The 18,705-nt window shown below is 40.4% G+C and carries 21 protein-coding genes and 1 pseudogene; 11 read left to right on the top strand and 11 right to left on the bottom strand.

Annotated features, from left to right (window positions below; genetic code table 11):
* Positions 1-53: 53 nt before the first annotated feature.
* Together zipA and PAND9192_RS20960 are read right to left on the bottom strand one after the other, a co-directional pair.
* Positions 54-1,109, bottom strand: coding sequence for a cell division protein ZipA (gene zipA / locus PAND9192_RS00355; RefSeq protein WP_442439540.1), 1,056 nt, complete (start codon positions 1,107-1,109; stop codon positions 54-56).
* 260 nt (positions 1,110-1,369) lie between these two features.
* Positions 1,370-1,496 (bottom strand): annotated as a pseudogene (locus PAND9192_RS20960) (cell division protein ZipA); the annotation flags it as partial.
* Between the two features lie 350 nt (positions 1,497-1,846).
* Here PAND9192_RS20960 and cysZ point away from each other — a divergent pair.
* The 5 genes from cysZ (at position 1,847) to crr (ending at position 6,763) form a co-directional block, all read left to right on the top strand.
* The gene (gene cysZ, locus PAND9192_RS00350; protein ID WP_087852086.1) at positions 1,847-2,608 is read left to right on the top strand and encodes a sulfate transporter CysZ; all 762 of its coding nucleotides are present in this window, start codon (positions 1,847-1,849) and stop codon (positions 2,606-2,608) included.
* Between the two features lie 249 nt (positions 2,609-2,857).
* Positions 2,858-3,826 carry a cysteine synthase A gene (gene cysK, locus PAND9192_RS00345; protein WP_087844130.1) on the top strand — a complete coding sequence of 323 codons (969 nt, stop codon included), beginning with the start codon at positions 2,858-2,860 and terminating at the stop codon, positions 3,824-3,826.
* Between the two features lie 321 nt (positions 3,827-4,147).
* Positions 4,148-4,435 carry an HPr family phosphocarrier protein gene (locus PAND9192_RS00340; protein ID WP_060999557.1) on the top strand — a complete coding sequence of 96 codons (288 nt, stop codon included), beginning with the start codon at positions 4,148-4,150 and terminating at the stop codon, positions 4,433-4,435.
* Between the two features lie 53 nt (positions 4,436-4,488).
* Positions 4,489-6,213: a phosphoenolpyruvate-protein phosphotransferase PtsI gene (ptsI, locus tag PAND9192_RS00335; protein ID WP_087852085.1), complete on the top strand. Its 1,725-nt coding sequence runs from the start codon at positions 4,489-4,491 to the stop codon at positions 6,211-6,213.
* Positions 6,214-6,253: 40 nt separating this feature from the next.
* Positions 6,254-6,763: a PTS glucose transporter subunit IIA gene (gene crr, locus PAND9192_RS00330; RefSeq protein ID WP_060999553.1), complete on the top strand. Its 510-nt coding sequence runs from the start codon at positions 6,254-6,256 to the stop codon at positions 6,761-6,763.
* Positions 6,764-7,023: 260 nt separating this feature from the next.
* Here crr and PAND9192_RS00325 read toward each other — a convergent pair whose 3' ends face one another.
* Positions 7,024-7,440 (bottom strand): hypothetical protein, encoded by a 417-nt coding sequence (locus PAND9192_RS00325; RefSeq protein ID WP_087852084.1) that lies wholly within the window; start codon positions 7,438-7,440, stop codon positions 7,024-7,026.
* Between the two features lie 19 nt (positions 7,441-7,459).
* A complete protein-coding gene (locus PAND9192_RS00320; RefSeq protein WP_087852865.1) occupies positions 7,460-7,906 on the bottom strand; it encodes a DUF2919 domain-containing protein in 447 nt (148 codons plus the stop codon).
* Between the two features lie 442 nt (positions 7,907-8,348).
* Here PAND9192_RS00320 and PAND9192_RS00315 point away from each other — a divergent pair, with 442 nt between their 5' ends.
* Positions 8,349-8,705 carry a DUF2956 domain-containing protein gene (locus PAND9192_RS00315; protein ID WP_087852083.1) on the top strand — a complete coding sequence of 119 codons (357 nt, stop codon included), beginning with the start codon at positions 8,349-8,351 and terminating at the stop codon, positions 8,703-8,705.
* Between the two features lie 11 nt (positions 8,706-8,716).
* Positions 8,717-9,172, top strand: a complete 456-nt coding sequence (locus tag PAND9192_RS00310; RefSeq protein ID WP_087852082.1) for a DUF1499 domain-containing protein — start codon at positions 8,717-8,719, stop codon at positions 9,170-9,172.
* A gap of 91 nt (positions 9,173-9,263) precedes the next feature.
* On the opposite strand, the gene PAND9192_RS00305 is transcribed toward PAND9192_RS00310, so the two are convergent.
* From PAND9192_RS00305 to napF, 6 genes are all read right to left on the bottom strand, one after another.
* The gene (locus PAND9192_RS00305) at positions 9,264-9,401 is read right to left on the bottom strand and encodes a TIGR02808 family protein (protein ID WP_065166512.1); all 138 of its coding nucleotides are present in this window, start codon (positions 9,399-9,401) and stop codon (positions 9,264-9,266) included.
* A 15-nt stretch (positions 9,402-9,416) separates the two neighbouring features.
* The gene (locus PAND9192_RS00300) at positions 9,417-9,992 is read right to left on the bottom strand and encodes a NapC/NirT family cytochrome c (RefSeq protein ID WP_060999543.1); all 576 of its coding nucleotides are present in this window, start codon (positions 9,990-9,992) and stop codon (positions 9,417-9,419) included.
* Positions 9,993-10,021: 29 nt separating this feature from the next.
* Positions 10,022-10,534, bottom strand: a complete 513-nt coding sequence (locus PAND9192_RS00295; protein ID WP_087852081.1) for a nitrate reductase cytochrome c-type subunit — start codon at positions 10,532-10,534, stop codon at positions 10,022-10,024.
* Positions 10,535-10,602: 68 nt separating this feature from the next.
* A complete protein-coding gene (napA, locus tag PAND9192_RS00290) occupies positions 10,603-13,089 on the bottom strand; it encodes a periplasmic nitrate reductase subunit alpha (protein WP_087852080.1) in 2,487 nt (828 codons plus the stop codon).
* Positions 13,086-13,358 carry a chaperone NapD gene (locus tag PAND9192_RS00285; RefSeq protein ID WP_087819263.1) on the bottom strand — a complete coding sequence of 91 codons (273 nt, stop codon included), beginning with the start codon at positions 13,356-13,358 and terminating at the stop codon, positions 13,086-13,088. Before PAND9192_RS00285 ends, napA begins: the two co-directional genes overlap by 4 nt.
* Before the next feature lie 24 nt (positions 13,359-13,382).
* Positions 13,383-13,865, bottom strand: a complete 483-nt coding sequence (napF, locus tag PAND9192_RS00280; RefSeq protein WP_087852864.1) for a ferredoxin-type protein NapF — start codon at positions 13,863-13,865, stop codon at positions 13,383-13,385.
* Positions 13,866-14,162: 297 nt separating this feature from the next.
* Here napF and narQ point away from each other — a divergent pair, with 297 nt between their 5' ends.
* Both narQ and PAND9192_RS00270 read left to right on the top strand, forming a co-directional pair.
* On the top strand, positions 14,163-15,860 hold the full coding sequence (gene narQ / locus PAND9192_RS00275; protein WP_087852079.1) for a nitrate/nitrite two-component system sensor histidine kinase NarQ: 1,698 nt from the start codon (positions 14,163-14,165) through the stop codon (positions 15,858-15,860).
* A 4-nt stretch (positions 15,861-15,864) separates the two neighbouring features.
* Entirely contained in the window at positions 15,865-16,491 is a 627-nt protein-coding gene (locus tag PAND9192_RS00270; RefSeq protein WP_200817764.1) for a response regulator, read from the top strand.
* 91 nt (positions 16,492-16,582) lie between these two features.
* On the opposite strand, the gene PAND9192_RS00265 is transcribed toward PAND9192_RS00270, so the two are convergent.
* Complete coding sequence (locus PAND9192_RS00265) at positions 16,583-16,864, bottom strand: winged helix-turn-helix domain-containing protein (RefSeq protein WP_060999529.1); 282 nt, start codon at positions 16,862-16,864, stop codon at positions 16,583-16,585.
* Between the two features lie 246 nt (positions 16,865-17,110).
* Here PAND9192_RS00265 and PAND9192_RS00260 point away from each other — a divergent pair, with 246 nt between their 5' ends.
* Positions 17,111-17,464 carry an ArsC family reductase gene (locus tag PAND9192_RS00260; protein ID WP_087852078.1) on the top strand — a complete coding sequence of 118 codons (354 nt, stop codon included), beginning with the start codon at positions 17,111-17,113 and terminating at the stop codon, positions 17,462-17,464.
* A gap of 13 nt (positions 17,465-17,477) precedes the next feature.
* On the top strand, positions 17,478-18,608 hold the full coding sequence (dapE, locus tag PAND9192_RS00255) for a succinyl-diaminopimelate desuccinylase (RefSeq protein ID WP_087852077.1): 1,131 nt from the start codon (positions 17,478-17,480) through the stop codon (positions 18,606-18,608).
* The last annotated feature ends 97 nt before the right edge of the window (positions 18,609-18,705 follow it).

The following is an 18,705-nucleotide window of genomic DNA, read 5'->3' as shown; positions in this document are numbered from 1 at the left end:
TTCAGGCCCCCGAAGGAGCCTGAATTTTAAAACAGTAATAATAATCTAGTGGATTAACATTGATTATATTTTACTGATTTTTCTCGGTATGCAGCAATACGATTAGGGGTGATCATAACCCGATCTTGGTCCATCACATCGGCATTAAGTTGATCAGCAATTTGCTGTGCCGTTTGAAGCATCATATTAAAGTTACTTGATGCTTTTCCGTGGCAAGGTAGCATTAAGAAAAATCCAATACCTGGCGTTTCAAAATGCTGGTAATTAGTTTCAGGAAACGTACCTGGATTAACCAAATTGGTTACAGAGAAGATAACAGGTTCAGTACCAGCTAAATCAGCATGGCGATGAAACACTGAGTTTTCACCAAAAATCAAACCATTACGCTCTAAACATGCAAACAATGATGGACCACGTAATACCTTACCTTTACGAGCATGCACACACAAAGATAAATAACTTGGAGGCAAAGGCTCGGGCTCAGGTAATATCTCAGGCTCAACAATATCGTCAAGTTCAGGCTCTGGCGCAATTTCAGGCTTAGGTGTTTTCTCGGCAACAGTTTCTGTTACAACATTCTCTACAACACGATCTTGCGGTTTATCCTCTTCTTCAACGACAGGCGTGAAAATAGGTGTTGGCGTTGTGATAGCTTCGGTAGTCACTGTTGGCTGAGCGGCAACGGTTGGCTGAGCGGCAACGGTTGGCTGAGCCGCAACGGTTGGCTGAGCCGCAACGGTTGGCTGAGCCGCAACGGTTGGCTGAGCCGCAACGGTTGGCTGAGCCGCAACGGTTGGCTGAGCCGCAACGGTTGGCTGAGCCGCAACGGTTGGCTGAGCCGCAACGGTTGGCTGAGCCGCAACGGTTGGCTGAGCCGCAACGGTTGGCTGAGCCGCAACGGTTGGCTGAGCCACAACGGTTGGCTGAGCCACAACGGTTGGCTGGGCTGCAACGGTTGGCTGGGCTGCAACGGTTGGCTGAGCCGCAACGGTTGGCTGGGCTGCAACGGTTGGCTGAGCCGCAACGGTTGGCTGAGCCGCAGCTGTTGGCTGAGCCGCAGCTGTTGGCTGAGCCGCAACGGTTGGCTGAGCCGCAGCTCCAATATTCATCTGTGGTTCAATACGCTCATGTGTAGCTACTTTAGCCGGCGTATTAACTGGTTGAGGCGCAGTTTCACCTAATAATGGATCGTACTGAGGACGCTCGCCAAAACTAAACCCAGGCTCTTTACGCTTAGGTGCTGGCTGAGTTTCAATAACCTCAGGTTGAATTGATTTTGTTGGTGTCTCTTCCGGTGCACTATTCACTACACGGACGTCACTAACACTCTCTTGGGCAACATCTTGACTTTCAAGACTTGCTTCATCTATTTTACTTAGTGGCTTCTCACCGAATTTAGCTGGTTTTTCTTTTCTACTTGTCCATAGACCATGAAAAAGAAGCGCAGCAATTGCTAACGCACCAACAATAATAAGAACCAGACGCAATTCCTGCATATGAATACTCTAAATTAACTCGTTATCCCTTTACGGGGTTAATAATAGAAAAAAATCTACTAGGAAACTTAGTATCTAGTTAGAATTTCTCACCGAATGACTTACTGTACCAAAACTCACTTGACAATGAGAACATGAATATCGAGATTCCATCAAGATAGTGTAAGCTTAGTAATTTTTGTACAAATTTAAATCATTTTTGTATTGTTACTCATCATTTTTATTTATCGTCAACGTAGTGACAACAATTTTACGAATTGATTCCATCCTACCTCGACAATTCAAATCTATAAAGAAATCTAAACAGATGAACAGTAAAACGCTAAAAAATGCTTGTTCAGGAGAAACAAATGCCACAACAGCATAATACAAACTCTACAACCAGTGGTGCTGGTTATTTTTTTCAAGGGCTACAGCTTGCCTTCCAACCGGGTACGCGCCGCTTTGTTCTTATTCCGCTAGTGATAAATGTGGTGTTGCTTGGTAGCGCTTTTGCAACATTATTAACTCACCTTAGTGGTTGGATTGACAATTGGTTGAGCTATTTACCTAGCTGGCTAGAATGGCTGTCCTATATTTTATGGCCATTATTAGCGATTGCTGCTTTAGTCTCGTTTTCATATTTCTTTAGTACAATTGCCAATTGGATAGCAGCTCCATTTAATGGTTTATTAGCCGAATATCTAGAAGCTAAACTCACAGGACAAACACCACCTGATGATAGCTTTAAAGCGTTGATAACCGATTTACCTCGCACTATGGGCCGTGAATGGACCAAGCTTAAGTATTATCTACCTAAAGCGATTGGATTACTTATTTTAATGTGGATTCCAGCCATTGGCCAAACTGTTGCTCCAATATTATGGTTCTTATTCAATGCTTGGATGATGACAATTCAATATGTTGACTATCCATTTGATAACCATAAAGTGCCGTTTCCTGAAATGAGAGATGCGCTAAAACAAAAGCGAGGTCAAGCACTCAGTTTTGGTGCTGTAGTGATGCTATTAACCATGGTACCTATAATTAATTTATTTGTGATGCCAATTGCCGTTTGTGGCGCAACAGCAATGTGGGTTGATCATTATCGTAGCCAATTTAAGCGCTACTGATCATTAAAGTAGCTGCTTATTTAAGGCCAATAGTCTTTATACTGTTGGCCTTTTTTATATTTGTTCTCATAAAAAAGTGCTATTTAAATCGCAGTAATGCGCAACAAAATACAAATAATTAACAAATAACGATAGCAACTATCACACAATAACAATAAGATATAACAATTAATTACTTTGCAAATATTGAGACAGGTATATGCTTAATCTATTCAACATTGAGTCTAATTTGTCACGAAGGAACGAAGTATGAGCAAAATATACGAAGATAACTCTCTCACTATTGGTAACACACCGCTGGTACGTCTTAATCGTGTCAGTAATGGCAAGGTGATTGCAAAAATTGAAGCACGTAACCCTAGCTTTAGTGTTAAATGCCGTATCGGCGCCAATATGGTATGGGAAGCAGAGAAGAATGGTCTTCTAAAAGAAGGCATTGAACTTGTAGAGCCAACCAGTGGTAATACTGGTGTCGCACTTGCTTTTGTTGCTGCTGCTCGTGGCTATAAATTAACGTTAACGATGCCAGAAAGCATGAGCCTTGAACGCCGTAAATTATTAAAAGCCCTTGGCGCAAATCTGGTATTAACAGAAGCTGCAAAAGGCATGAAAGGCGCAATTGATAAAGCAGAAGAGATCGTCAACTCAAATCCAAGTAAATATCTTCTACTACAACAATTTAATAATCCAGCTAACCCCGCTATTCATGAAAAAACAACCGGCCCTGAAATCTGGGATGCCACCGATGGCGAGATTGACGTTTTTGTATCAGGTGTCGGTACAGGTGGTACGATTACCGGTGTTAGCCGTTATATTAAACAACAACAAGGTAAAGCCATTACTGTTGTTGCCGTTGAGCCTGCAGAATCGCCAGTGATCACTCAAACAGTAAATGGTGATACCGTTCAACCTGCACCACATAAAATTCAAGGTATCGGCGCTGGATTTATTCCCGGTAATCTTGATTTAGCGCTTATCGATGAAATTGAACAAGTCAGTTCTGATGATGCAATTGAAATGGCACGTCGCTTAATGGATGAAGAAGGTATTCTGGCGGGTATTTCATCAGGTGCCGCTGTAGTTGCTGCAAATAATATTGCTGCTCGACCAGAATTTGCAAATAAAAATATTGTTGTTATTTTACCCAGCTCTGGTGAGCGTTACCTCTCAACTGCACTTTTTGCAGGTATATTCACAGAAAAAGAAACCCAACAGTGATCACATTTTGTGATGTTATATAGGTATATCCACACTCAAAAAGGCCCTTTGTGGGCTTTTTTGTTGCATTTTATTCTCAGCTTTACTATAAAGCTGATGCGCTTTATTTTTAGCATCAAAATAAAAGGACAATTATTAGTCAATTTTGATTAATTCAAAAAAAAGTTTCTCATAAAACTTTGATATGGATTAAAGCTAAGACAACATATTATTAGGTAGTTTATACTGCTTGAACAATATGCTGAGATTTATAATCACATAGGTTATAGCTCATTAAAGCAAATTATTAATATAACGACTATATCTAAATCGGGGTGAAATATGTATCAGAAGCAAGTTGAAATCACTGCACCAAACGGCCTACACACTCGTCCAGCAGCACAGTTCGTTAAAGACGCAAAATCATTTGATGCTGATATCACAGTAACTTCAAATGGTAAAAGCGCAAGTGCTAAGAGCCTATTTAAGCTTCAAACGCTTGGCCTAGTTAAAGGTGCAGTTATTACTATCGCAGCTGAAGGTGCACAAGCTCAAGAAGCCGTTGATAAGCTAGTAACTCTTACAGAGCTACATGACGGTGCTGATATCGCAATGTTCCGCGAAATCTAAGCAAAGTTTGTATACAAACGAGTTCCAGTTTTTAGTTAATTAAAGGTAAGGCTATGATTTCAGGTATCCTGGCATCTCCTGGTATTGCTTTCGGTAAAGCATTGCTATTGCAAGAAGAAGAGATTGTTCTAAACAAAACTCCAATCGCTGCAGACCAGATCGATAACGAAATTCAACGTTTCTTCGACGCTCGAAAAAAATCTGCTGAGCAACTTGAAGTTATCAAAGAAAAAGCACGTGTCACCTTTGGTGAAGAGAAAGAAGCCATCTTTGAAGGCCACATCATGTTGCTTGAAGATGAGGAGCTAGAAGAAGAAATTATAGCCCTTATTAAAGATAAGCATTCTGCTGATTATGCTATTTATTCAATCATTGAAGAGCAAGCACAAACGCTTGAATCTCTTGATGATGAATACTTAAAAGAACGTGCAAGTGATATCCGTGATATCGGTAGCCGTTTTATTAAGAATGCATTAGGTATTAACGTTATTAATTTAAGTGCTATTGATGAGCAAGTGATTTTGGTCGCTAATGACCTAACGCCATCAGAGACTGCACAAATTAATCTAGAGTTCGTTCTTGGCTTTATTACTGATATCGGTGGTCGTACTTCACACACCTCTATCATGGCTCGTTCGCTAGAGATTCCTGCTATTGTGGGAACAAATACTATTACGTCTCAAGTTAAGAACGGCGATATGCTGATTCTTGATGCAATCAATAACCAGATTGTTATCAATCCAACTGAAGACGAATTAAACAAATTTAAAGCTATCCGTGATGCTGATAAAGCAGAGCAAGAAGAATTAGCCAAGCTAAAAGATCTTCCTGCTATCACACTTGATGGTAAGCAAGTTGAAGTATGCGGCAACATCGGTACAGTTAAAGACTGTAACGGCGTTAACCGTAATGGCGGTGAAGGCGTTGGTCTATACCGTACTGAATTCTTGTTTATGGACCGTGATTCTCTGCCTACAGAAGAAGAACAGTACCAAGCATACAAAGAAGTTGCTGAAGCTATGCATGGCGAGCCAGTGATTATCCGTACTATGGATATCGGTGGCGATAAAGATCTACCTTACTTAGATCTTCCTAAGGAAATGAACCCATTCTTGGGTTGGCGTGCAATTCGTATTAGCCTAGATCGTCGTGAAATTCTTCGTGACCAATTCCGTGCTATCTTGCGTGCATCAGCTCATGGTAAAGTTCGTATCATGTTCCCGATGATTATTTCGGTTGAAGAAGTACGTACATTAAAAGCAGCAATTGAAGAGTTTAAGGTTGAATTAACAGCAGAAGGCTTGGCATTTGACGCTAACATCGAAATCGGTGTTATGGTTGAAACACCAGCAGCTGCAGCGATTGCGCACCATTTAGCGAAAGAAGTTTCTTTCTTTAGTATTGGTACCAACGATTTAACCCAGTATACTCTAGCAGTTGACCGTGGTAATGAGCTTATTTCTCATCTCTACAACCCGCTATCACCTGCTGTACTTACTGTGATTAAGCAAGTTATCGATGCTTCTCACGCTGAAGGTAAGTGGACAGGTATGTGTGGCGAGCTTGCTGGCGACGAACGTGCTACCCTACTGCTGTTAGGTATGGGTCTTGACGAGTTCAGCATGAGTGCGATTTCTATCCCTCGCGTTAAGAAAGTTATCCGTAACGCTAACTTTGCTGACGTAAAAGCAATGGCAGAGTATGCATTATCTCTTCCTACTGCAGCTGAGATTGAAGAGCACGTAGAAAAATTCATCGCAGAAAAGACCATCTGCTAATAATATAGCAGATAGAATAACAACGCTTAGGAGCAACGATATGGGTCTGTTTGACAAATTAAAGAAAATGGTTTCTGACGACAGCAGCGAAGCTGGTGTAATTGAAATTATTGCACCTCTTTCTGGTGAAATCGTTAACATCGAAGATGTGCCTGATGTAGTATTTGCTGAAAAAATCGTTGGTGATGGTATTGCTATCAAACCAACTGGCAACAAAATGGTTGCACCAGTAAACGGTACTATCGGTAAGATTTTCGAAACTAACCACGCTTTCTCTATTGAGTCTGACGATGGCATCGAGCTTTTTGTTCACTTCGGTATCGATACTGTTGAACTTAAAGGCGAAGGTTTTACTCGCATCGCTGAAGAAGGCCAAACTGTTAAAGTTGGCGACACTATCATCGAATTCGATCTTGCAATCCTAGAAGAGAAAGCTAAGTCTACATTGACGCCAGTTGTTATCTCTAACATGGATGAGATCAAAGAGTTGATCAAGCTATCTGGTGCTGTAAACGTTGGTGAAACACCAGTACTACGCATCAAGAAATAAGATTGTTGATATCTTAATAAAAAACGCAGCTTTTATAGCTGCGTTTTTTTATGGTTATAGAATGAGGCTTTAGCTTTTAAAAACGCCCTCATAGCGATACAGGCGCTTTAACTGTTTTAGTTCAGCCCATAGCTTAAATAACCATTACAATCTCTTCATCATCAATTTAAACCGCCTTATTGCCATCAAATATACCAATAAAAAACGCGACCATAAAATAGTCGCGCTTCTTATGCATGATCGTAATCAATCATCAGAGTTTATGCGGTCATCACTTCAACTTGTAATTTGACGTGTTCACAACTTGGCTCACCAGATTCAAATAGCATTGGCATATTTAATCCTGTTGATAATGTTTGGGCTAAAATAGTGCGCCAACCACCATCATCTAATCGCTCTTGTACTTGCAATGCGATACTGACGCTATCAGCTGAAACATCTAACAATTGTGCACTGCCCACGACTTCACGGTATGAGTGATGGTTATCTTGACTCAATCCTTCAAAGAAAATAGTTTCTTCACCTGGCAATAGTGACAATGAGGTATTTACCATTTGGCGTAAACGGCAAGCACTGTGCATTTCAAAACTAACATCAAGTAGCCAATCAGCCATTGCTAGTGGGCTCAATAATGTGCTTAGAAATAATTGTCCTTTACCCATAGATAACTTTTCCATTACGACTACCTCTAAAAAGCTAATGTGCAAATACATCTTTTACTCGTGAGCTTTGAATTAGATATAACCCAAGCCAAATAGTCAGTAACAAGGTTAATGCGCGTACCCAAGAAAATGCGCCCTGACTCAACACGAGATGATATATTTGCAAAGCAAAATCGATACTGTAAGCAGCTATTAATAATTTTTTTCCATGCTGCCACAGATAATGTATAACTTTATTATCGCTACTACGCTGACCAGATAACCACATTAATAGTAAAGCAGGACTTCCCAACACCATGCCGATATACAATGTGTCACGCAGCGGATAAATCAATTCAAGTAGTTGTCCACCTTGTGTTCGACTGACTCCCGCCATCACAAAAATTACCAATGCTTTCGCATTAAAAATCAACGCTAGCCATAACATCTTATTTAATTTTAGTTGCCCATGCTCATCGTAGGCATTGATAGGATAAAGCAAACAACTTTCCTCACACTTGTTCAACTCAATACGCATCAATATCGATAACATCAGCACGTTACGGCTTAGTTTTGACTCTAATCGATCAACACATAATAAGTACTATTTAAGGGTTATTTTTGTGGATCACCGCACTTTTCATTTATTTATATTGCCTAGCAAGTCACGTTTTTTGATCTAAAACCAACAATTGGTGGTTATTTATTAACCACCATATACCCAAAAAAAAGCCCCTAAATTCTTTTTAATCATAAAGTTACAATATGAATATAGCATTAACACCATATTCATATAAAACTGGAACTTTCATACAAAAAAGCCTAAATATATAAATATCGACACATATGCCAACAATCACACATATGACAACACTACTGCTAAGATTAACTAATCAGATATAATCATAGTTCCTTATCATTTATAAGTAAGGTCAATAATAAGCATGACGACCATAAAAAAGAACACTGCACCTTCTACAGAAACACAAATAGAAGCATTACGAGTAGCAAAAGCAACTCAAAAAGAAGGCCAAACTAAAGAACAAACTAAACTGATCGCACAAGGTATTCAGAAAGGCATTGAACAATATAAAAAACAACAAAAAGCCAAAGCCAGAGATCGTGATAAATTAAAAAAGAAAAATGCTCAATCTAAAAATACCCAACCACAAATAGCAACAACCACTACACCTATCGCGAATCCAGACATCGTCTACAAGCAACATTGGCTACCATGGGCAATCACCATTGCTTCTTGGATTGGCTTTGGTATTTATTTAATTTACACCCGTGCGCTATGATGAGAGTAAATATGAAGATTGTTGGTTTTATCAGTGTATTAAGTGGCTTAATCAGTGGCTGTGCTGATCCTCAATCAGTACCATGGCAGCGTCAAATCGATACGCCTTGCGATAATAAATCCCATTGTGTATCAACCCTTGAACAACGCGAAAAATACCAGCTAGCCCCTTTTATGTTGACCCCAAAAGGTACCAAAAGCTGGACCGAAATTATTGCGCTAGCACAAACCCTGCCAGGCGCAAAACTTGTTGAACATGATGACCATTATTTTCATATCGAGGTTCGAAGCGCTGTGTTTGGATTTATTGATGATTTTGAAGTCAAACACCATGCCCAGCAGCTACAAGTAAGATCAATTTCTCGCAGTGGTTATTCTGATTTTGGCGTTAACCGTAAACGTGCTCAGCAATTTAGAACTTTATTAATCGATCAACAATTGATACACGATACAACCACCAGCAACTGATTGGCTGGCTCCATGAACAAACTAAAAAGCCATGGCGACGCGAGTATTCACTCAGGTAACCATGGCTTAATATTCATACTGTGGTAATTATCTAATCAAGGGTTTTATCTTTGCCTAATGATAATAGCCCCACACACACTGCAGCAACCGCGATAAAGCCTGACAAAATAATCATTGGCATCGCAGCATAACCCAGTACATGCCAAATAACAGATTCTAGCGTACTCATTATCTCTCCTTTGGTTTATTGCCACCCTGCCACATCTTTCATGTCAGGTAACTTATGGGCAATCCCCTTATGACAATCAACACAGGTTTTATCACCAGATGCTAATGCGGTTGAGTGCTGCTTGGCACTCCGCGGAGCTTGCTCAGAAAAATCCATATAATTGAATTGATGGCAATTACGGCATTCTTGAGAATCATTGTTTTTCATTCGCTGCCACTCGCGCTCAGCAAGATGACCACGACGAGCATTGAATTTTTCAGGGGTATCAATAGTACCCATCATATGCGCAACAATTTCTTTTGATGCCTGCACCTTACGCACAATTTTATCTGTCCAATTATGCGGCACATGACAATCTGAACAAATCGCTCTCACACCTGAACGGTTTGAAAAGTGAATTGTTTCTTGAATCTCTTTAACGATTGGCGCATGACACCCAGCACAGAATTCTTCAGAGTTGGTCTTTTCCATCACGGTATTAAATCCGCCCCAGAATAATAACCCCCCCATAAATCCCATAAACAGCACTAATCCAACCGCAACTTTGCTGGGTGTTTTTAGTCGTAACCAAAATGTTTTTAACAACTTCATAGATAAACCCTTTTACTATTCAGTCACGATTAACGTAATGCGTTTACGCGTTTAAAATCATTTTCAACCAATGGCTTAGCATCCGCTTGAGGCACATGACACTGCAAGCAAAAATAGCGACTTGGTGAGACATCAGACAGCACTTGACCTTGCTGAGGTGATACATAATGGGTCACACTGATTTTAGTAGCGTCCATTTGTTTAGCATTTTTCCAGCTATGACAGGCTAAACATTTATTGGCATTTAGCGACACTTCATAATGACGAATACTATGAGGGATCAATGGTGGCTGATAAACATAGTCACTATCAATAAGACCTTGATCTTTAGGGTAGTGTTTCATTGGATCCGCTGGACGTGTTGTCTCTAACTCAACCATGCCGCGTAACGACTCAACGCCGCCGATACCACCTGGGTTATCTAGTTTAGCTGCCGTTGCAATATTTGCGGCGGTTGCTGTTGCCGAATCACTATCATCACTATGCGCGATACCTGTAAGCATCAGCCCTGCGACTAATACTGCAAAAAATAATCGTTTCATGCTGCTCTCCGTTACTAGGCATATTCTAGTTACAGCGAACGACTGTCTGCGTTCGCTGAATTGATTGATTAGATCTTGGTGATCTTAATTGGGCACTTTTTGAAGTCTGTCTGTTTCGACAATGGATCTGTTGCATCCAAAATCAATTTATTGACAAGAATATTTGCATCAAAAAACGGCACGAAAACCAATCCAACCGGAGGGCGATTTCGACCACGCGTTTCCACTCGACAACGTACTTCTCCACGACGAGAAGCAAGTAACACTTCATCGCCACGACGAAGGTTGCGAGCTTTAGCATCTTGAGGATTGATATAACACCATGCATCAGGCACAGCTTTATATAACTCAGGTACACGGCGAGTCATGGTGCCAGTATGCCAATGCTCTAACACCCGCCCAGTACACAACCACATATCATAATCTTGATCTGGCACTTCTGGCGGCGCTTCATAAGGCGCTGAAATAATAAGTGCCTTACCGTCGGGCTTACCATAAAAATCCCAACCCGAGCCTTTTTTAGCATATGGATCAGACCCTTCCTTAAAGCGCCATTGCGTTTCTTTGCCATCAACAACTGGCCAACGTAAACCACGCACTTTATGATAAATGTCATAAGGTGCTAAATCATGCCCATGACCACGGCCAAAACTGGCATACTCTTCAAACAGTCCTTTTTGAACATAATAACCTTGCGCTTGTGCATCATCATTTAACGGTTGCGCTTCAGTTAATGGGTATTTATCAACTTGGCCATTGCGGAACAAAATGTCATACATGGTTTTACCACGGTATTGCGGCATCTTATTCAGTAGGGCTTCATTCCAGATTTCTTCAACCTTAAACCGCTTGGAGAACTCCATGATCTGCCATAAATCAGATTTAGCCTCACCCGGTGCTTTGACTTGTTGATACCAAACTTGAGTACGACGTTCAGCATTGCCATAAGCCCCTTCTTTTTCAACCCACATTGCGGTAGGTAGAATCAAATCAGATGCTTGCGCCGTTACCGTTGGATAAGGGTCTGAACACACAATAAAATTATCAGGATTACGGTAACCAGGCAGACGCTCCTCATTAATATTTGGACCCGCTTGCATATTGTTGTTACACATCACCCAGTAAGCATTTAGTTTACCGTCATTTAGCATTCGATCTTGCTGCACCGCGTGATAACCCGGTTTAGGTGGAATAGTGCCTTCAGGCAGTTTCCAAATTTTTTCAGCTATTGCGCGATGTTTAGGATTAGCGACCAATAAATCAGCCGGTAAACGGTGAGCAAAGGTGCCCACTTCACGCGCGGTACCACATGCCGATGGCTGGCCTGTTAATGAAAACGGACTATTACCTGGTGTCGATATTTTTCCGGTTAATAAATGCAGGTTATAAACCAAACTTTGCATCCATACACCACGCGTATGTTGATTCATACCCATGGTCCACAATGACATTACCTTAAGTTTAGGATCGGCATAATATTTAGCTAGCTGCACCAGCTTTTCAGGCTCAACACCTGACATTTTAGAGGCTTTTTCAAGAGTATAATCAGCCACTGACGCTTTATATTCTTCAAACGTCATTGGAAATAATTCACCCGAGTTAGGGTTAGCAGCTTGTTTTTGTAATGGATTATCATCCCGTAAACCGTAACCAATATCGGTTTGAGCACGTTTAAAGTGGGTATGTTTATTAACAAAATCCCAATTGACGGCATCATTTTCAATAATGTAGTTAGCAATATAGTTAGCAATCGCTAAATCAGTTTGAGGGTGAAAAATCATGCCGTTATCAGCTAACTCAAACGAACGATGCTCATAGGTTGATAGTACGTTGACTTTAACGTGAGGATGACTCAAACGGCGATCAGTTAATCGCGTCCATAATACTGGATGCATTTCTGCCATGTTTGAACCCCACAGCACAAACACATCAGCATGTTCCAAATCGTCATAACATCCCATCGGTTCATCAATACCAAAAGTACGAATAAACCCAACTACCGCCGAGGCCATACAATGGCGAGCATTGGGATCGATATTATTAGAACGAAAGCCCGCTTTCATCATCTTAGATGCCGCATAGCCTTCCATTACCGTCCATTGACCCGAGCCAAACATGCCCACGCCAGATGGACCTTGCTTTTTCAGCGCTGCTTTCCACTTTTCAGCCATTACATCAAAAGCCTGATCCCATGAAACTGGCGTAAACTCACCGTCTTTATGGTATTGACCGTTCTTCATGCGTAATAACGGCGTTTGTAAACGATCTTTGCCATACATTATTTTCGATAAAAAATAGCCTTTAATACAGTTAAGGCCTTTATTTACCGGAGCTTGCGGATCGCCTTGAGTTGCAACCACCCGTCCATTTTTAGTACCAACTAAAACTGAACAGCCAGTGCCACAAAAACGACACGGTGCTTTATCCCATTTAATTTTGGTTTCATCAGAACTCACAATTAAATTCGTTGCAGATGCAGGTAAAGAAATACCCGCCACTGCAGCAGCAGACGCTGCAGCATTTGCTTTCACAAATGCTCTTCTTGTCATTTTCATAGCTTACCCTCAGCGTGTGAATCGTAGTGCTCAATATGGTGATAGACCAAAAAAGTGATCAACACATGGTCTAAATTATTAATTTTATCAATTGCATCAGTTACATAGCCTTGATTCTCTGTCTCAAGTACTACGATAATTTTACCTTCTTCACTTGTCGCAGGAATTTCAGTATTTGGTATTGCTAAAATTTGTTGGCTAATCGCTGTCAAATATTGTGGCTTAACGTGAACGATAAGGCTTGAGGTATGCACTTCATGTAATGTCATGTTTACTCTCTATAATTTCAAAATTTAAGGCGTTATCATTTCTATCGCAGCCACAGGACAGCCACTTATGCATCCGCCACAGCCACTACAATCAGCACTGTTTATCACCGGTTGTGCAACTTTTCCTATTTGCAAAGCAAAGCGAATAGCTTGAATTTCACATTGATCGCCGCAACTACGACATTCAATATTATTAACGGCCATGCAAGATGAATTAATTGTCGCAACCTGCGTCCATGGTGATTGATGTTGTAATTCAAATAGCGGTTCAGGACATACGGTTGCACATTGATAACAAAAACTGCATTCCCCTTCACCGTGGTGAAAATCTATAACCGGAAACCCACCGTCACCTTTAACAATAATGTTGGTTTGACAACCATCAATACACGCATTACAGCGCTGACACTGATCGGTAAAGCTGTTTTCATCCTTTATCCAAGGTAAACGTTGCTGTTGAGGTGACTGTTGACGAGTAAATAAACTTCGACGAGAACGATTAATCACAGCCTTCACCCCATAGTTAACGGTAAAAGGTGAACCACATCACCATTCACTTTCTATTCATGTTCTTTTACGTTATTTTTAAATATCGTCATAACCACGAACATACCCCTTAGGGGGTAATCACCCATATGCTTTGTTTTAGATCAATAAAAGCACCAATAAAATGACTAATATTTGACAAATCTATCGCATAATCCGACAGATAAAATATAAAACGCCTTAATGTCAGCCTAACAATCTAGAATGACGACATTTTCCTATTAATAATTTTTCATATGACTAGGCCGCCTACCATCCATGCATCAACATAAAGTAAATTCTGTCACCACCACTATTGGCCGTTCGATGGTGGCCATTCTATTTTTAGTCTCAACCACAATCAGTTTAGCCTTGTGTATGTTAGTTTCGAGCTTGAATGATGCCGCCGCCATTAATACTGCAGGATCATTAAGAATGCAGAGTTATCGGCTCGCGTTTGATATTGAAACCCAATCACCATTGCTTAATACTCATACCGTGGCATTTGAACAATCGTTAATATCACCGACCATGCAAGCATTGCACCACTGGTATGTACCGCAGAAAATACAGGATCATTACACTGAATTACTCCTCAGTTGGAGAGCAGTGCGTTCACAATTAGAGCAAATGGATAAAGATGGCTATTTAACTCAAGTTGCTCCTTTTGTTGAACGTATCGACCAATTTGTATTTGAGTTACAACAATCATCTGAAAATAAATTGCACTTATTAGCTTTAATTAGTGCGATGGGATTATTACTTATCTTAATGGTGGTGTTATTTACGATTCAATTTACTCAACGTCAAATAGTCACGCCGCTCAATCAATTAATGGCCGGGTGTAAAAAAATAAAGCAGCATCAGTTTTCATTAATAATCAATAATAATAGTGATAATGAGTTGGGTATTCTGGCGCGAACATTTACTCAAATGGCAGAAGATCTAAATAAGTTTTATGCGGATTTAGAGCACAACGTTAATGAAAAAACCCACCGTTTACGCCATGCTAATGAATCACTGCAGGTGTTATATAACTGCTCACAACAGCTATCAGTTAGCCGCCTAACCCACCAGCATTTTCAACATATGCTAGAAACATTAATTGCCATTGATGGTTTAACCGCAGCGAAACTTATTATTGTAGAGCCTAATAACACCACCACTGAAATTATGGTTGGCAACCATCAGTCAACAGCTTGGCATCAGCAATCATTACTCATTGACGGCGAAATCATGGGTCAACTATGGTGGCAATACCAACTACCTTGCCCAGATATTGCTTTGATTGAAAATATCGCCAATATTATAAGCCGTGGGATTTATTACAATCGTGCTCAAAAGCAAACCGAACAATTACTGTTAATGGAAGAGCGAGCCACTATTGCCCGTGAACTGCATGATTCACTTGCTCAATCATTATCATATTTAAAAATTCAATTGACGCTCTTAAAACGCCAATTGAAAACACCAACAATAAATAGTCCTCAGTGGCAAACAGTACAAACAATTGATGAAGAACTATCTAATGCTTATACCCAATTACGAGAATTATTAAGTACGTTTAGGTTAACGATTAAAGAAGCAAATTTTAATGAGGCACTCAATCAGTTATTAGCGCCATTACAACAACAGACGTCTGCGCAATTTAGAGTAGATAACCAATTACCGTCAATGGCTTTAATTGCCCATAATCAAGTGCATTTATTACAAATTATTCGCGAAGCTATACTCAATGCGATCAAGCATGCCAATGCAAGCTATATCAGTGTTAGTTGTCATCAACATCAGCAGATGATTAATGTTGAAATAACCGATGATGGAATAGGGTTTGATCCTTCACAATCAAAACTCAATCACTATGGCTTAAATATCATGCAAGAGCGGGCTTCATGTTTAAAAGGACAATTAACAATTCATTCCCACATTGGTAATGGTAGCCAAATTAAACTGCAATTTGCATTATCAGAAGGATAAAAATATGTCGGCTTGGAAAGTTATGATCGTCGATGATCATCCGTTAATGCGCAGAGGTATTGGACAGTTACTCAGTTTTGAAAATGAGTTTGATGTTATTGGTGAAGCCAGTAATGGTAATGAAGCCATTGCTCTTGCCCATAAAATGCCCGTTGACCTGATTTTGTTGGATCTCAATATGAAAGGCATGTCAGGCTTAGATACTCTAATTACATTACGTAATGAAGGTATTGATGCTTGTATTGTGATTTTAACGGTATCTGATAATCATGCTGATATAAGAACACTCATCGACGCTGGAGCCGATGGTTATTTACTCAAAGATACCGAGCCTGATGAGTTGATTGGGTTATTAAAAACTGCCTTAACAGGCGGTAAAGCATACAGTGAGGTTGTGACTGCTTTTTTAAGTAATAACAGCGCTGACAATACGCTTTTCTCAACCTTAACAGATAGAGAAAACCAAATATTACAAGAAGTGGCTAAAGGTCATACTAATCGAGTCATTGCTGAATCGTTGTTTATTTCAGAAGCAACTGTCAAAGTGCATATGAAAAGCTTATTACGCAAGCTACAAGTGAAATCACGCACAGCAGCAACGGTATTGTATTTACAAACCTTAGGTTATTAGCCGCAGAGAAAGTAAATCAGCAACCCACCATAAAAAACCGCAGCGTGAATAAACACCCTGCGGTTAATAACTTTGACGCTATTATGGTGAATTACACCGCTAAAGACGCCATTAAATCCTGCTCTCGCGACTCGACCCACTGCAAATCAAACGGTCCCCAGTCACTTAATTTATAATAGCCATCATTATGACGACGCCCATCTTGAATAAAAGTCAATTCAATACCTAACCCTGGTAGGGCTTTTAATACATCTTGAATCGTACGTCGTGGCCAACCTGTTTGTTCAATTAAACGAGGAACATTAGGGCGCTCGGTGTGTTCAACAAGCAATGCCAAATAAAGTCTGCGGGCAAAAACTGGATTCAGTTCCATTGGGGCCTCCATAATATACTGTACCTATTATTGCCCGTTCTCAAATGAGGATGTTGCGTTTGATCAATGAGCCTTTCGGTTTAGTCGTCATCAATACCCATAAAAGCGAAGTTGATCTCATTTTTATGATAATCACCATGATTATTACTTAAACGAAATAACGACTAATAAAAGTGCAACGGTTGCGATAACCTAATAATCTCGCTATAAAAGATAACTAATTTATTATAAAAAAGTCAGTTAAATATGAACACAATTGCTTACGGTATAAAAAACTGCGATACCATCAAAAAAATGAAAAAATGGCTTGCAGCCGAAAATATTGATTATAAATTTCATGACTACCGTGTTGATGGTATCGATCTTACGTTGCTAGAAACCTTTGAAGCAGCATTAGGCTGGGAAGCAATGGTCAATAAACGTGGTACCACTTTTCGCCAGTTAACAGCTGAACAAAAAGCAAGCCTCAATCGTGAAACCGCATTGCAATTAATGCTAGAACAACCTGCAATGATTAAACGACCATTATTACAGCATAATAACCATTACTACTTAGGCTTTAAACCTGACCAATATCAGGCTATTTTTCTTACTAAATAACAAGGATACAAGGATGTCTGACAGTCCCGTTATTGCACTTGCAAAAGATCTTATGAGCCGCCCTTCTGTTACCCCTGAAGATGCTGGTTGCCAAGCGTTAATGATCGAACGTCTCCAAGCGTTAGGATTTACAATTGAAACAATGGTATTTGAAGATACCACTAACTTATGGGCTCGCCGTGGTAACCAAGCACCACTATTTGTATTTGCAGGCCATACTGATGTTGTCCCTTCAGGCCCTGTAGAGCAATGGCATACTCCGCCTTTTGAACCAACCATTATTAATGGCTACTTACACGGACGTGGTGCCGCTGATATGAAAGGTTCACTGGCATGTATGGTGGTGGCGATTGAACGATTTATTGCCCAGAACCCTCATCATAATGGCTCAATTGCACTGCTTATCACCTCTGATGAAGAAGGGCCTTTCATTAATGGTACCACGCGAGTTATTGACACCTTAGAAGCACGTAATGAAAAAATAGATATGTGCATTGTCGGTGAGCCATCAAGCACCGACGCTGTCGGTGATATTGTTAAAAATGGCCGTCGCGGCTCAATCACTGGTGATCTGATTGTTAAAGGCATTCAAGGCCATGTTGCCTACCCACATTTAGCCAATAATCCGATCCATCAGGCATTACCCGCTTTAGCCGAGCTCGCTGCTACCCATTGGGATAATGGCAATGACTTCTTTCCACCAACAAGCTTTCAAATTCCCAATGTTGCCGCAGGTACTGGCGCATCAAATGTTATTCCAGGTCAATTTGAGGTCCAATTTAATTTCCGCTTCAGCACAGAATTAACTGATGCCGATATTAAACGTCGTGTCCACGCGATATTGGATGCTCATCAACTAGAGTACGATTTAAAATGGACTCTCAGTGGTCATCCATTTTTAACTGATAGTGGAACATTGGTTGATGCAGTAGTCGCTGCTATTACAGAGATCAATCATACTCCACCGCAACTACTCACGACTGGTGGTACATCTGATGGTCGATTTATTGCCCGTACTGGTGCGCAAGTGGTTGAGCTTGGACCGGTAAATGCCACCATTCACAAAGTTAATGAATGTGTAAAAGTAGCCGATCTTGAAAAATTAACCGATATGTATCAGCAGATCCTGCATAAAATTTTATAATCACCGCCCCATTTATCAATCATAAACGCTGTTCAGGTTTGATGACTGAACAGCTAATCATGCGATATTTGATAGCTAATTATGCATTGCTGTGGTG

The organism is Photobacterium andalusiense (assembly GCF_900185625.1).
Taxonomy (GTDB): Bacteria; Pseudomonadota; Gammaproteobacteria; order Enterobacterales; family Vibrionaceae; genus Photobacterium; species Photobacterium aquimaris.
This window is presented reverse-complemented; position numbering and strand designations above follow the sequence as displayed.